15 protein-coding genes and 1 tRNA gene are annotated in these 15124 nt (G+C 54.3%); 9 read left to right on the forward strand and 7 right to left on the reverse strand.

Annotated elements, in window-relative coordinates; all coding sequences use genetic code 11:
- Positions 1–50: 50 nt before the first annotated feature.
- Positions 51–944 (reverse strand): glycosyltransferase family 2 protein, encoded by an 894-nt coding sequence (locus VMW85_00870; GenBank protein HUT26587.1) that lies wholly within the window; start codon positions 942–944, stop codon positions 51–53.
- Positions 945–1008: 64 nt separating this feature from the next.
- The gene (locus VMW85_00875) at positions 1009–1809 is read right to left on the reverse strand and encodes a type II CAAX endopeptidase family protein (protein HUT26588.1); all 801 of its coding nucleotides are present in this window, start codon (positions 1807–1809) and stop codon (positions 1009–1011) included.
- 279 nt (positions 1810–2088) lie between these two features.
- On the opposite strand from VMW85_00875, the gene VMW85_00880 reads away from it, so the two are divergent.
- Together VMW85_00880 and VMW85_00885 are read left to right on the forward strand one after the other, a co-directional pair.
- Positions 2089–2661, forward strand: coding sequence for a helix-turn-helix domain-containing protein (locus VMW85_00880; GenBank protein HUT26589.1), 573 nt, complete (start codon positions 2089–2091; stop codon positions 2659–2661).
- A 48-nt stretch (positions 2662–2709) separates the two neighbouring features.
- Positions 2710–2783 (forward strand) — tRNA-His (locus VMW85_00885).
- A gap of 9 nt (positions 2784–2792) precedes the next feature.
- On the opposite strand, the gene VMW85_00890 is transcribed toward VMW85_00885, so the two are convergent.
- On the reverse strand, positions 2793–3962 hold the full coding sequence (locus tag VMW85_00890; protein HUT26590.1) for a DUF835 domain-containing protein: 1170 nt from the start codon (positions 3960–3962) through the stop codon (positions 2793–2795).
- Positions 3963–4092: 130 nt separating this feature from the next.
- On the opposite strand from VMW85_00890, the gene VMW85_00895 reads away from it, so the two are divergent.
- Positions 4093–5544, forward strand: coding sequence for an RtcB family protein (locus VMW85_00895; protein ID HUT26591.1), 1452 nt, complete (start codon positions 4093–4095; stop codon positions 5542–5544).
- Here VMW85_00895 and VMW85_00900 read toward each other — a convergent pair.
- The 3 genes from VMW85_00900 to VMW85_00910 all read right to left on the reverse strand — a co-directional run bounded on the left by VMW85_00900 (position 5541) and on the right by VMW85_00910 (position 7881).
- The gene (locus VMW85_00900) at positions 5541–6863 is read right to left on the reverse strand and encodes an HD domain-containing protein (GenBank protein ID HUT26592.1); all 1323 of its coding nucleotides are present in this window, start codon (positions 6861–6863) and stop codon (positions 5541–5543) included. The genes VMW85_00895 and VMW85_00900 overlap by 4 nt on opposite strands.
- A gap of 50 nt (positions 6864–6913) precedes the next feature.
- A complete protein-coding gene (sepF, locus tag VMW85_00905; protein ID HUT26593.1) occupies positions 6914–7291 on the reverse strand; it encodes a cell division protein SepF in 378 nt (125 codons plus the stop codon).
- A gap of 83 nt (positions 7292–7374) precedes the next feature.
- On the reverse strand, positions 7375–7881 hold the full coding sequence (locus tag VMW85_00910; protein HUT26594.1) for an RNA-binding protein: 507 nt from the start codon (positions 7879–7881) through the stop codon (positions 7375–7377).
- A 93-nt stretch (positions 7882–7974) separates the two neighbouring features.
- Here VMW85_00910 and VMW85_00915 point away from each other — a divergent pair, with 93 nt between their 5' ends.
- Both VMW85_00915 and VMW85_00920 read left to right on the forward strand, forming a co-directional pair.
- Positions 7975–8793 (forward strand): hypothetical protein, encoded by an 819-nt coding sequence (locus VMW85_00915; protein HUT26595.1) that lies wholly within the window; start codon positions 7975–7977, stop codon positions 8791–8793.
- The gene (locus tag VMW85_00920; protein HUT26596.1) at positions 8751–9890 is read left to right on the forward strand and encodes a hypothetical protein; all 1140 of its coding nucleotides are present in this window, start codon (positions 8751–8753) and stop codon (positions 9888–9890) included. Before VMW85_00915 ends, VMW85_00920 begins: the two co-directional genes overlap by 43 nt.
- A 20-nt stretch (positions 9891–9910) precedes the next feature.
- Here VMW85_00920 and VMW85_00925 read toward each other — a convergent pair whose 3' ends face one another.
- Positions 9911–11179, reverse strand: coding sequence for an oligosaccharide flippase family protein (locus tag VMW85_00925; protein HUT26597.1), 1269 nt, complete (start codon positions 11177–11179; stop codon positions 9911–9913).
- A 126-nt stretch (positions 11180–11305) separates the two neighbouring features.
- On the opposite strand from VMW85_00925, the gene VMW85_00930 reads away from it, so the two are divergent.
- From VMW85_00930 to fetB, 4 genes are all read left to right on the forward strand, one after another.
- Entirely contained in the window at positions 11306–12568 is a 1263-nt protein-coding gene (locus VMW85_00930; GenBank protein HUT26598.1) for a UDP-glucose/GDP-mannose dehydrogenase family protein, read from the forward strand.
- Positions 12569–12571: 3 nt separating this feature from the next.
- A complete protein-coding gene (gene galU, locus VMW85_00935; protein HUT26599.1) occupies positions 12572–13441 on the forward strand; it encodes a UTP--glucose-1-phosphate uridylyltransferase GalU in 870 nt (289 codons plus the stop codon).
- Positions 13442–13648: 207 nt separating this feature from the next.
- Positions 13649–14359, forward strand: coding sequence for a phosphate ABC transporter ATP-binding protein (locus VMW85_00940; protein HUT26600.1), 711 nt, complete (start codon positions 13649–13651; stop codon positions 14357–14359).
- Positions 14356–15123: an iron export ABC transporter permease subunit FetB gene (fetB, locus tag VMW85_00945; GenBank protein ID HUT26601.1), complete on the forward strand. Its 768-nt coding sequence runs from the start codon at positions 14356–14358 to the stop codon at positions 15121–15123. Before VMW85_00940 ends, fetB begins: the two co-directional genes overlap by 4 nt.
- Position 15124 lies beyond the last annotated feature (1 nt).

Consider the following 15124-nt stretch of genomic DNA (forward strand, 5'->3'; position numbering starts at 1 on the left):
AGGGATGATGGGAAAATGACAAAAAAGGGGTTTATTGTCCAGTCATGGTACTATTTCCTTTTTTTATCAGCCATCAGTACGGCGAGGGAATTGAGTATAAGACCCGCCACGCCCATTAAGCCTCCTACCAGGAGCAGACCAAGCGCGGCTATGGACTGGGTCAAAAGGGCCCACTGGAAAATAACTATTGTGTCCAGCCAGGTGAATAGACCGAGTACTAGACCGATAAGAGTCAGCATTCCCCCGGGAACGCCGAAGAGCAGCAATGGGCGGCGATATCCTATGAAGCCTACCACATCACTAAAGACAGATATACCGTGCCTGAAAGGGCTCATCTTGTGTCCGTTTGGAACGTCGTAACGAACAGAGATCGGTACTTCCTCTATTTTGAGACCCATCTCATTGAAGCGCATGATCATCTCTGATTCAACGCTGAATGGCGATAGGGAGAAGTTCATTTGCTTAAGCGCCTTTAAGCTGAACGCCCGATAACCACTCTGGCTGTCGGATATATTTGTCCCCGAAGAAATGTTAGTGGCTCGATCGAGGATCTTCTGTCCGGTACGACGATAAGTGGGGATGCCATCATTCCCGTTCTGAAAACGCGAACCGATGACCATGTCCGCTTTGCCTTGAAGCACTGGCCCAGCCAGATTGGGAATCTCTACTGGGTCCAACTGCATGTCCCCGTCGATGGTGACCACGCAATCAGGTTCCAATTCAAGACATCTTAAAAAGCCCACCACCAAGGCTTTTGCCTTGCCTCTGTTCTTGGGCATTGGAATTACCTCTGCGCCTGCCAGCTGGGCCACGAGACTGGTTCGGTCGGTAGAACCGTCATCCACTACGATCACATGCTCCGCGAATCGCCGGCTGAGAGTCACCACTGTGGCGATGGCTATCTCCTCATTGAAGGCCGGTATCAGGACCACTATCTTGGGCATGCTTTTTGAGTGTAGCCGTCCCCTTTGATTAAATGGTATCGCTTGAATTCTTGTTGTCGTTAGATTATGGTAAAAGGTTGTAACCGAAAGGAATGAAGGAGAAAAGGAAGAAATTCAGCATACCGTGCATCAAAGCGACCAACCCCAAGCTGCCGGTCCTTTCGTAAGCGTAACCCAGTGTTAGACCGACGCCGAATACGAAGAACAGGTAGATTATGCTTTGATAGCCAGAGTGCATGACGGCGAAAAGCAGGGCGGACAGGATTATCGCTACCAACCTACCGTATTCCGGCGCCACGGCGCTCTGGAACAGGGCACGGAAGATCAGCTCCTCACCGAAACCCACGAACACCACCATGATCAGGAGGAGGAACGAAAGGTCTCTGAATCCCAGGTCCGGCACCAGCGCTTCGTTGCCCAGTACCAAGAACTCCATGTTTGACAACAGAAAACCGAAGATGATGGCATAGAGGAGGTATTCCCATCTCCATTGCACATTTGGACGCAGCCCATGACCGTTGAGGAATCGAACCAGATTTCGCGGATGAAATCTTCCCGCGTCAACTACGCACTGCCTCCATATGATGTAGCCAGCCAGTATGATCGGTCCATAGATGAACGGCAACCAATATAGTGTCCAGGTGAAAAATATGGGCATGCCGACGTTCAACACCCTCAGCAATGATATGAGGGCGAACGCCTGGTAAAGCATCATGCGTTTTTCCACCCAGATCGGGAGCAGAATGCATAGGAATATGTTCAAAGCATGCAGGCTCAGGCTGGCTTCTATTTGAGAGGTGAAAAGAAAGGCCTCCGCCAAGGCTATAAGTAATATTGGGAACAAAAGTCCAGCCTTGTACCGCATCCATCGGTCAATGAGTGCGGATATTTATGAACTATCGTCTGGTCGTGAGAGAAAAAAATAAAAAAAGGAGGACTGTCTACCATGATTTGGACGTTTAGGCCCTTACGAAAATTATGTTGCCGTGAACGATTACGTAGTTAGGATTTCCGAACTTTTTCTTCATTGATATCACCTCTTTAGTGAGTTCTTACCGTTATAATCTCATTTGAGCGATATTTGAAATAATATTTAAGCATTACTTTTATACTAAGACGTTAAAAAATGATTTTAGTGGTGAACATGACCGAAATAGACGTCGAACAATTGAAGGTACTGTCGGACCCCAATCGGCTGGCCATCCTCTCGCTGCTAACGATGCGAGAATTGACCACCACCATGGTATCTAATCTGCTGGGACTTAGCGTGCAGAACTCTCAATATCACCTCAAGAAACTGCTGGAGGCCGAACTCATCGTGCCCACCCGTACTGAGCTGGTAGGGAACCTGATGGAAAAGTACTACCGCTCGGCGTTCGAACCGGGGATCATGGGCGATGCCGCCGGGGTCAGCAGCGTTGATATCTCGGAAAGACTGAACATCGTCTTCGCCGCCATGGGTGCCATCAAGGGAATATTGAATCGAGGAATTTCTGTCCTGGACGAGCGGAAGGATTATTTTATTAATGTCGCCGATAGACCGAACTACCCTTTCGGGGCTAACTACGTGATCATTCCGGTCAATGACCGTTCCTGTCAGGAAGCGGAGGAACTGATCTCCGATATGGACGACCGATTGAAAGAGCTGACAGATAGGCACTCTGAGGAGGGCAAAGCCAAGTTCGCCATTTTGTACTCGGTCTTTCCGATCGAGTGAGCATGGTAATATTTATTAAGCTGGAAGCATTCCAGAAATCCCAACATGGCCGGGATGGGGTAGCCTGGTTATCCTGTGGGATTGTGGATCCCAGCACCCGCGTTCAAATCGCGGTCTCGGCCCCTTATTTTTCACTCCACCAACTCCAGTTCGCGTTCTAGTATGGCCTTCTGCTTTTCAGTGAGGGTCCGCGGGTCTGCGGTAAGTAATAGGATTGCATTCTCCACGATGACATGGTCTCTTAACTGGCCGATGAATTTTAGCACCCGGGTCAGTTCATTGTTCACCAGCAGGAACTCCAAGCCTTCGATGGCGATGATCGAGTGGCCCTTGCGCATGAAATCGAGGGTCATATGGGTCAGCAACTGCAGGTTGCTGGGATCTATCCTGTCCGGCCCCGGGCTCTGTGCCAACCATATCAATGGCGTTTTTAAGAGATGGTAACGTGCCCTGAGCTGATCGGGATGGGTGCGGCAGATGATGAGGGCCGGTGTGCCCATCTCCATTTCCTGAAGCAAGGCCTGGAACATGCGATCGTTGTCCGACGCCTCGAACAGGTAGGCCCGACCGTGATGGAGCGGAGGGGATCTCACCGAGACCAGAGCGTTCTCCTGGACGCGTTTTACGGAGAACAGATCATACTTGACGATGCCGAAGCCCAGAACCATGGTCGATACCAGCTCGGCCAGTCCGTATACCCGGGGGGTGTGGAACCCCCAGAGGTCCAACGACCATATGAACAGCGTGAAGATCGCTGGGAAGGCCAAGGCGATGGTTAGCACCTGAGCCTGGACCTTTTGCACCTTGTTCTGGAGGTTACGGGTTTTTCTCACCAACGATATGAAGAGAAGGATGATGAATGTCAGGAGCAGGATGGTCAACCAGATTATAGGCCAGAAGCTCCGGAACACCCAACCGAACTCGTCTTGTGACAATGATTGTGCGCTGAGCGCTGAAACCAATGCTAGGACCAGTACGATCAAGACGTTCCACGACCACCGCTCCTTCAAGCGGGTCGTTCTCAGATCGTAGATCACGACCGTGTTGAGATAATAGGCCGCGGCTAGTTTGATGACCGAAAAGAATATCAAGGCTTGGGCGACCAGCAAGGCCAATTCTGCCTGAGTGAGCTGTATCAACGCCGTATTCAGCAGGCTGCCTAAGGCTGCCAGCAGGGTGATTATCAGAAAGTAACGGTTCACCAGCGACCATTTTCCATGGTAGAACACATAGATGCCCAAAACCACCTCTAGAATGGCGATGATCGGGAAAATGATGATAGGGGTTGTCTGATCAATCATGACGATGAGCGGATATTGAACGTTCGAAGACTAATAAGGATATTTTTTACTTTATCAAATATGGGAATGAGAGCATGGTTTCCTATAAATTAGGGAAGCTACATGAGTTGGCGAGATAGGAGGAAATGAAATGAGCTGGAACGGGCCGTTGGAGAAGGTCGACGATTTTCGATGGAAAATACCCCGCTCTTATAAGAAGGGCATGAACGGAGATGCCATCATCTTCGCCGACGAACGGATGATCAAGACCATCATTTCTGATAACTCGCCGGAACAGGTGGCCAATGTCGCATGCCTGCCCGGACTTGTCAATAATTCCATGGCCATGCCCGACATCCACTGGGGCTATGGATTCCCGATAGGTGGCGTTGCGGCCATGGACGCCGAGGAGGGGGTCATCTCCCCCGGCGGTATCGGATTCGACATCAATTGTGGTGTAAGGCTCATCACCACCAACCTACGGACCGCTGACGTCGTACCTCACATCAAGGAACTGGTAGATGTCATGTTCAAAAACGTTCCCGCCGGGGTGGGCTCGAAGGGAGTTGTGGACGTGGCTGCGAACCAAATAAGCCGCATCCTGGAGGAAGGGGCGGAATGGGCCGTTTCCGAAGGATACGGCTGGGCGGAGGACCTGGTGCACACGGAGGAGAACGGCCGTATGAAGAACGCCGATGCATCCAAGGTATCTTCGAAGGCCAAGCAAAGAGGCGTTCCACAGGTCGGCTCATTGGGCTCTGGCAATCACTTCCTTGAAGTAGATAAGGTCGAAAAGATCTTTGACCCGGTGGTGGCAAAGGCCTTTGGACTGGAGGAGGGGCAGATCACCGTTTCCATCCACTGCGGTTCCCGCGGCTGCGGGCACCAGATCGCCACCGATTACCTGCAGGTAATGGAAAGAGCGGTGAAGGATAGCGATCTTCGCCTGCCGGACAGGCAATTGGCCTGCGCCCCGGTGAATTCTAAGGAGGGACAGGATTACTATGCCGCCATGGCCTGCGGCGCCAATTACGCCTGGGCCAACCGACAGATGATAATGCATTGGGTGAGGCAGTCCTTCGAAAAGGTCTTCTCCCGCAGCGCCGAGGACCTGGAGATGAATTTGGTCTACGACGTTGCCCATAACATCGCCAAGGTGGAGGACCATTTGGTCGACGGAAAGAGGAGGAAGGTATACGTGCACCGGAAGGGCGCCACCAGGGCGTTCCCCAAAGATCATCCCGAGGTGCCATCGGTCTATCGTGCCGTCGGTCAGCCTGTCCTCATACCGGGGGACATGGGTACGGGCTCATACGTGCTGGTTGGAACTGAACAGGCCATGCTCGAGTCGTTCGGTTCCACCTGCCACGGAGCGGGAAGGATCATGTCCCGAGAGGCGGCCATACGCAACTACTCGGTCAAAGCCATCAACCAGGAGATGGAGAGCAAGGGAATTTACCTGAAGGGGAGCACCAGGGACGGCATCCAAGAAGAGGCCCCGGGGGCCTATAAGGACATAGATGACGTCATCCGCGTGGTCGTCGGGGCCGGACTCTCCAGACCGGTGGCCAAATTGACCCCTCTGGGTGTCATGAAAGGTTAAAGATCGAGTATGGTCCGGGCCGAAGCCTTTTCCACCTTGGCCATATGCTGCCACGGACAGGATACCATGACCGCCCAGTCGTGCACACCTCGTGACTGCAATGCTTTACCTATAGGGCTAAGGCGGGTGAGCGGCCTCACCCGATCACCGTTCAATATGGGCACTTCGGTCTTGCCCCGGCGGGCCTCACCGGTTATCAGTTCCCGATGAGGCACGTCCAATATGACCTCGGACGGATCCACCCCGGCCCTATCGGCTATCATGTTCTCCACATTCTTGCGGGTATGGTAATCAGTAAGTCGTATGAGCTGCTCCACCTCATCATCGCCCAGGTCCGAGATGAACAACGAATAGGCGCGTTTGTAGAGCTGGCGATATTTGAGCATGGTCACGATCCTCTGCGATCGCCCTCCCTGCTTCATCAATCGTTCGGTCAACGAGGCATCGTTCAATTTCTGCAGCTGATCGGCAACGCTGTCATCGGCGAGCTCCACGGCCTTGCATAGCATCATCTCGGCAATGCGTACGGTCTTGTGAAAGTAGACCGAAGTGTACATGAGCGCCCTTGCCACCATTAGCCCTTCCGCCGCCACCATGCCGTTCTTGCGCACCACGATGTCGCCGTGATGCAGGGCGATGGTCTGTATGATCCGGTCTATGTCGATCGTTCCATGAGCGACACCAGTGTAATGAGCATCCCTCAACAGATAGTCCATCTGGTCCGCGTCCACCGGACCGTGTATCATCTGATGGAGGTATTCAGGTTGATTGAAATGCGCTTGCCCGTCCTGTTCCATCAGCAGGCTCTGACCCATGCGACCTCGATGTCCGGGGGAGATGATGATGTCCGATACCGCCTTCGCCGATATCCCAGCCCGCTCCAGCACTTCAGCGATGGGAGGAAAGGGAGCTAGGTGCTCCCTTTCCTCATCTAGGCATACGGTCCTTTCCCCGTTGATAAGGGAAACACCCACTTCGGTGTGGTCCAGGGAGAAGCGGTTCTCCAGAACTTCCTCCAAGGTGTGGGAGAACGGGGCGTGCCCAAGATCGTGAAGCAATGCGGCGGCCAATACCTTGTTCCTGTCCTCACTCCCCAGGTCCAATGCCTCGCACATCAAGCTTGTCACGTGATAGGTGCCCAGGGAATGCTCGAATCGGGTGTGATTTGCTCCGGGAAAGACCAAATAGGCCAGCCCTAGCTGCTTGACCCCGTGCAGTCTCTGCAGTTCTGGACGAAGCAACAGCTCTAAAAAGACACCTTTCACCTTGACGCTGCCGTGCACGCTATCGTGAACTATCTTCTGCTCAGGCACGGACATGGTCGGTATGAAAATTCGTGGTTATGGTGAATAAAGGAAAGAGAGGACGATTACTGGTAACCGCCCTTTATCTTCTTCCTGTCGATCCGGATACCGTTTGGCGCCACCACGATGAAGTTATTACCGATCGCGGCGACGTCACCGTTAGTGTCCCGGGCCACCGCCTTCAGTTCGTTGGTGATCCTTTTCAGGGTGTTCTGATCGTTAGCGATGGGGGAATAATCGATCATCAGAATGTTGCCTTGATAAACTGGCTGGGTAATGGGACCCACATCCTCATAACGGTAGATCTCGGCCACCTTGATGCCCCCGGCGGAGATGCTGCTCTCCTCCTGGAAGTACAGCGCACCAAGATCGATGTACTGGTCGGTCTCTACGCTCTTGACCTCTTCCTTCCCCTTTCCCAGCGGTTTCTTGAGAATCGGCATTGCATCCCTCGGTTGGCCTTGTTATGGTGTGTTATTGATATTAATTTATCGCACACCCCAGAATGGATTTCGGAAGATGACCGTCAACGTTCGTCGTACTTCCATACCTTATCACCCACGAAATGGAGGTTCTTGATGGCCTTCCCAGATGACCTCGCGGCCATGACCTCGGCGGAGACCAGCGCCCTACCCACGGCCAAGGGCCGTTTGTGCGTGACATCCCTTATCCAGACCATATCCCCTTCCTTTACTTGGGGATCGACCTCGACTATGCCGGGGGTCATGACGTCTGCACCATTGGTGACGAAAGGTACCGCCCCCATGTCCACGGTGACATAGCGTTGCAACACATTGCGCTTCAAAAGCCCGCGCACCGTTAGGAAGGGCTTCCCTTCTACGATGAGGCCTTCGATGACGTTGTTGATGAACACTAGTTCGTAATCCGGTCCTGCTGCGATGTCTACGGTGTCCTTGAGAGCCAACACCTCTACCCCGGTGGCGGATGACAGACCATCCGACAGGGCTTTCAATTCCTTCTCCCGTAAACGCTTGCGCTTCCTGACCCTGATCTCGCTCATGTCAGTTGCCATAACACAGCAATTGCCAATTAACTTTATGCCTTATTATCAATCTTCAACTGGCTAGAAGATAAATTCATATCCGTGAAAATATCTGCGTGGCCTATGAAGCTGCCCTTGGTAGCCGTGCGTTTAGGAATCCTGGCTATTAAATTGATCGCGTTAATGATCATCATATTGAGCATCCTGCCACTTATGAACGGCGGTATCGATGTCAACTTCGACACTGCGAACGACAGTGACTGGAGCTATACTAGCACATCTCTGAGTCTGGACTCCCCATTGACCGTTACGAACAATGGTTTCTATGACATAAACGACCTGACGATCGGGTTCACCTTCCTTGGCGAGGACGGAGAGGTCCTGGCTGAAAGTACCAGTGACAGTATGGACATTCCCGCGGGAAAGGAGACCGAGCTACGGGTCCGAATGACCTTGGACCTGGACGATCTGACCCAGAACGTATTGTCAGACATTGTCTTCAACGGTACCCGCATGGAGTTCGTGGTAGAGGTTTCGGCCAAGTACAGCATGGACCTGGTGCGGATCAGCGTGGAAGGTGGGACCGACCTGTCCTGGCAACCTATGCTCTCTAACCTGGATATCATGAACGAATACTCACGTTTGATGTCCGATGGATCCAACCATTCCCTTTCCATCCCCTACACCTTCTATGCTCAGGACCTCATCCAAGGACAACCGGTCATGGTATTGACCCAGTTCAGTGATTCTCATGGATACATGACCAACTTGACCCAGGTGATCGACGCTCGAGACAACGTCTATGAAGAGGCCGTTGTCCCGATCACACAGGAGGTTTATGATAGGATGACGAGCGGTCCCGAGGAGCTGACCGTCAGCGTGACCCTGGTGTTCCTAGGGTGTTCAAATACCGTGACCGAGACATGGGGGTGGTCGTCGTGAACGTCGGGGAGTTCTCCTGGAAACACGCCAACCTGAACAAGGGGATCGTGTCAGCGGCCTTGCACGGAGTGAAGTATCTGGTGCTGCCGCTGGTGCTCATCATGTTCGCTAGCACAGCCCTCTCCAATTTTGATGCTCCTCGGGCCATTGAAACCATGCTGCTGGAGATACAGACCCTGGTGCTGATCTTCGGCACGGTCCTGCTGGTGCTGGGATTCTTCAAAGGCGCATACCCAAAGGGCAGCTATTCACGTCTGACCTTCGGCATGACCGTGGCGGTGCTGGCGATCTTCTATGCGTTCAGCCTGCTGCTCGATGGTCGCCTGGAGGAGGAACTGGCCGATGCCATGTTCGAGCTGGACCTATACCTGCTGTTCGCCCTCTATTTCATCGGAGCGGCCTTCAATGTCCTGGTGCAGTTCGGTGAGTTCGTCGATCATCGCCGCTCTTGGATGGAGGGTACGGAGCATTCGATCCCCCAAGAGAAGGAAGATCCCAAGGAGCACCGTTGGATTCACGATTTCCGGATAAGATATGGCAGTCTGTTCAACGGTTTGCGGTTGTCGAGGAGAAACCTGATAGGTTTCGTCATCATACCCCTGGTCTTCGTGATCGTCCTGAAGGCGGCCCTTTCCAGCATAGACCTTGAACAATTGGACCAGCTGGCGTCCAGGCTAGACAGCGTGGCGACCTTCATGCTGATGCTGGGACTGCCCATAACAGCCCTCGCCTTCTTCAAGGGCTTCTATCCCAAAGGGTCCGTTTCCCGCTTCCTGCCGGCGCTGGGCATGGTGCTCATCTGCCTGTACTGGATATGGGTGTTGGGATTGGAAGGGAGACTAGCCGTCGATGTCATGGACGGCGTAGTGTTCGGTCTTGACTATTCGGGACTGCTGCTCATCATAATGTGCGGCACAGCCCTCTGGATCGTATATTACATCCTTGAACTGTGGCTCTACCGCCCGGAATGGAAAGATGGTGGGTTCCAGAAGGACATCGGAAAGAAAAAGGAGAGACAGAAGAAAAGGAAGGATAAGGACGATGAAAGCGCTGAAGTGATCGAAACGGCCACTTCAGTAGTGAAGAACGATCCGTAATGGGGGTCAGCACAGACCGCTCACAACTGCGGCGGTGTGAAGACCCCCTCACGATCTTCATCGTCCCGACCTCGATCCTTCCTCAGAAGCTGGACCTCCATGTAGGCCCAGCTGATGAAACAGATGCTGATGGCGCTGATCAGGATCACCATCGAGAATTGTATGATGTCACTGTGGAACATCGTCATTATCAACAGCTGGAAACCGGTGAAAACGCTCAGAATGATAATGTAGGCGTAATGGTCCGTTGCCAGCCCATAAAAGAGGAACAGCTGGGCCAGACATAGGAAGAACATGGCCACGCCTAGGATGCGCAACGCCGGAGCCGCTGGAACGTACTGTGCCCCATACAACAGGTCCAAGGTGAGTTCCGGGAATAGGAAGAACCCCAGGGCCGTAATCCCGCCCAGCAGAAGGACGTACATTATCGATCGCCTCATTATGCCGATGGTCCGCTTCCCCTGGGAATGGGCCTCGGACACCTTGGAGAACATGACCAAGCTCACGGCGGCTGGTAGCCATAGGGATATTTTCCCTAGCATGGAGGCTGCCGAGTAAAGCGATGCGTCGTAGTAGGAGAAGAAGTTACGGGCCAGAAACGTGTCCACGTTGGTTATGACCGTAAAGCAAAGCATGCCTATGGTCACCGGTACCAAATAGACCAAGATAGGGCGGGCGGGGAAGGCGATCTTCTCTATCTTGATGTGTTTCCTAAGCGCGTAGAAGACCAGTATTACGGCCAGCAGTCCTCCCACCATTACCCCCCCGAAGGCCCCGCTGACCCCCATGCCGGCCATGACCAGTATGATACCGAACGCCAGCTTTCCCAACGGCCCCACCAGGTTGAATGCGCTGAGCGCCCCGAAGCGCTGCAGCCCCTGGAGGGTGCCGGTGCCTACCGGTCCCACCATGGTCACCACGATGCCTACCATCAGGATGAAGATGGGAAGCCACGAGCTAAGGGACAAAAAGGAGACCAGTTGGGGCGACAATAGAAAGAGCCCTATGGCCATCACTCCTCCGAGCACCAACGAGGCCCAGAACGCCCGGTTCATGAGCCATGCTATCTGTCCTTCCTGGCCTTCGGCCATGAATCGTGAGACATAACGGGCGATGGCCGTACCTATGGTCTGGACAGGGACCGAAAGAATGTAGAAGATCGACAGAAGGGCGGTCAATGCCGAGTAGTCTTCGGTCCCGAGCGCCCGACCCATGAGTATCTGATACAGGTAATTTGCCGCGCCCCCGATAAACGTGGCAATGAACAATATCATGGTCGGACGGGCCATGGGGTCCGATCTCCAAAAGGAGGGCAACCTCGGTACATTGGGGGAGACCTAGATAATCATTACCCGAGACTGGATGGAACGTTTTTTAAATACGTCGTTTATCATTCAATTCCAGGGAACGAAATAATGAGAGTCTCCGTAATCGGGTCCGGGTATGTGGGGCTGGTCTCCGGTGTTTGCTTCGCTGAGCTTGGCCATACCGTGGTCTGCATCGACACCATAAAGGAGAAGGTGGACAGCATCAACGCTGGCGTCCCTCTGATATTTGAAGAGGGACTTGAAGAGCTGATGCGCAAGCATCTGGACGACGAAAGCTTCCGAGCCACCCGAGACCTATCCGCGGTAATCGACTCCGATGTGACGTTCCTCTGTGTCGGTACCCCTTCCCGGGAGGACGGTTCAATAGACCTGCGGTACGTGCTGCAGGCGGTGGAGGACCTGGGGACCATTTTACGGAAAAAAGAGGGAAGACACGTGCTGGTGGTCAAGAGCACGGTTCTGCCTACCACGACCAATGATAAGGTCATCCCACTGCTTGTCCGGGCATCAAGGAAGAGCATCGGAGACCAGCTGGGGGTGGCCATGAACCCGGAGTTCCTTAAGGAAGGTGTAGCGATCACTGACTTCCTGAACCCGGACCGTGTGGTCATCGGTGCCACTGACGATAGGACGTTCCATGAGGTGGCCTCGTTGTACGGGCGGATAAAGGCCCCGATCCTGCGGACGGACCTTTCAACGGCGGAGATGATCAAGATGGCTTCCAACGCATTCCTGGCAGCCAGGATCTCCCTGGTGAACGAGCTGGGCAATCTGAGCAAGCTCCTGGGGATGGATTTCAGAGAGGTGGCCAAAGGGGTCGGACTTGATCCACGTATTGGTCCGCAGTTCCTGCGGGCAGGTTGCGGCTTCGGAGGCTCCTGTTTTCCCAAGGACATCAAGTCGATAAGGGCCCATGCCAGAGAACTGGGGGTTCCCACCGACATGCTGGACGCGGTGCTTTCCGTTAACAATAGGCAACCACTGCGCATGGTCGAGATATTGGAAAGAGAGATGGACCTGGAGGGAAAGACCGTGGCCGTCCTGGGACTGGCCTTCAAGCCCGGCACCGACGACATCCGGGAGGCGAGCTCCCTGACGGTGGTGAAGGAACTGCTGAGGAAGGGTGTCAAGGTCCGAGCCCACGACCCTCGGGCCATCCCCAACTTCAGGCGTCTATTCCCGGGGATCACCTATTGCGATAGTGCCGAGGAATGTCTAAGTGAGGCGGACGCGGCGCTCATCCTCACCGAGTGGAAGGAGTACGCCGATCGGGTTCTTTACGGCGACATGCTCGTGGTTGACGGCCGGGGCATCACGAAGACTAATAACTATCAAGGGATATGCTGGTAGGACATGAAAGCAGTGATCCCTGCGGCCGGATGGGGCGTACGTTTTCTTCCTCTGACGAAGGAGCAGCCGAAGGAGATGCTCCCGGTCATCGACAAACCGGTCATACAGTACGTGGTGGAAGAGGCGGTCGAAGCCGGCATCGAGGACATCATCATCGTCACCGGTCGGCACAAACGGACCATAGAAGACCATTTCGATCATTCCTTCGAGCTGGAGGCCATTCTGCAGAACGGCAATCGCCGCGAGCATTTGGAGAAGATTAAGGACCTATGCAACCTGGCGAACCTCCATTACATACGTCAGAAGGAACCAAAGGGACTGGGGGATGCGGTCTACCAGGCCAGGCATCATGTGGGGAACGAACCTTTCGCCGTCATGCTCGGCGACACCATACACGTGTCCGACGTTCCAGTGGTCAAACAGTTGATGGATGTACACGCGCGCACCGGAAAATCGGTCATCGCGGTGGAAAGGGTCCCGGGAGAGAAGGTCAAGGACTATGGGGTGCTGGACGCCGTCAAGGTGGAGGACCGCTTGTACGAGATAAACGACCTGGTGGAAAAGCCATCGCCGGCCGAGGCGCCCTCGGACCTATGCATCGCCGGCACGTACGTGCTCACTCCAGGCATATTCGAGTGCATAGAGAGGACCAAACCTGGTCACAACGGTGAACTGCAGCTCACCGATGCCCTTAGATTATTGAGGGAGAAGGAGGGTATGCTGGCCTGGGAGTTCTCGGGCAAGCGATATGACATCGGTGACATTCCGGGATGGATCACCTCACAGTTCGAGCTGGCCCTTAAGCATCCTCAGTACGGAGAGCAGATAAAGACATTCCTGCGCGATCTAAACAAACGAGAGCCGTTCCTATGATGTTCGACCTACGCTCGTTCATCGCGTAGGGTTCTAACCGCACCGCGGCCGGAGTATAACGCGGAACAGGTTCTTCCGAAAGGACCGGTGATCAAAGGACCAGAGGCGGATGGACCACAACTTCATCTCTCCAGTGATTTTTTGGAAAAGATGGGAATTATGCTAACCAAGGTTGACGAATATTTCCACTGAACGGGGACATTATTAATGACGGAGAACGTTTGGTCGGGCGTGACATCCTGCTTCGAGCTGCGGAAGGTCAGTGTGACCCTGAACGGCAACCAGGTCATTACCAGAGGGGACGTCGAGGTGAGGAAGGGAGAGCTGCTGGCAGTGGTCGGTCCCTCCGGCGCCGGTAAGTCCACTCTGCTTCGCTGCCTGAACCGCCTTACCGAGATCACCACCGGCGAGATCTCGTTCTTAGGCGTTCCTTTGCATGACATTGACCCCATCACCCTGAGGCGGCGAGTGGGCATGCTGTTCCAATTACCTGTGATGTTCGAAGGGACCGTGGCCGACAACATTAGCTACGCTACCACCCTGGGCGCTCCCGCGAAGGATGTGGCCGAAATGCTCATCAAGGTCGGGCTGGACCCTTCGTTCGCCAACAAGAACGCCTCCACGCTTTCGGTGGGGGAGCAGCAGAGAGTGTGCTTGGCCCGGGCCTTGGTGAACTCCCCGGAAGTGCTGCTGATGGACGAACCGACCGCCTCCCTGGACCCGGCCAACACCCGCTTGGTGGAAGAGCTTATGATCAGGTTGAAGAATGAAGGGATAACCATCGTTCTGGTGAGCCACAACATGGCCCAGGCCCGCCGCTTGGGAGAGAGGGTGCTGCTAATGAAGACGGGAGAGACCATTGGGACCTTCCCCCGGGAGGAGTTCTTCCGCGATTACGGTGAGGAGGGAAATTGGTGATCTGGGATTGGATGGTGCTGATAAGAGTGCTCTCGGCCGTGGGATTGGTCACAGCGGTCATAGTACTGACCTCCCGGCTCAAACTGGGTTTGGTCTCGGAGATGGCCCAGGCCATGATAAGGGCCTTGGTGCAGCTGACAGCTCTCGCCCTGCTTCTCTCCTTCGTTTTCCAGATGGAGGATTTCGCACCTTTGCTTTTAGTATTGGCCGTCATGTTGGCCTTCGCATCATTGACCTCGGCCCGCCGGGTCCGCGACCTGCCCAACGCATTCCGTGTGAGCCTCGTGTCCATCTTGGCCTCATCGGTCCTGACCATCACCGTGATGGTGGTCATCGGGACGTTGCCATTGCGTGGCGAATATCTCATTCCGTTGGGTGGAATGGTCATCGGCAATACCATGAACATCAACTCCCTGGCGCTTGACCGTCTGAGGGGCGAGGTGGTCAACCAGACGGCGCGGGTCGAGGCCGCTTTGGCCCTAGGGGCCCGCTACGATCAAGCGATCGCGCCCATGGTCCGCAAGGGTGTGCGGTCCTCGCTCATCCCTACCGTGGACAACATGAAGACCTTGGGACTGGTGTGGATACCGGGTCTCATGGCCGGTATGGTGCTGGCGGGAGCCGACCCCATGGAGGCGGCAGTGTTCCAGATAGTGATCTTCTCCATGATACTGGCATCGGGGGCCATCACCGCCGTTCTGTCCACAAGGTTGATGTCCAAAGAACTGTTCACCGAATCTCATCAATTGTCCTACCGTGGTTAGA

It is taken from the genome of Methanomassiliicoccales archaeon, from assembly GCA_035527755.1.
Classification (GTDB): domain Archaea; phylum Thermoplasmatota; class Thermoplasmata; order Methanomassiliicoccales; family UBA472; genus UBA472.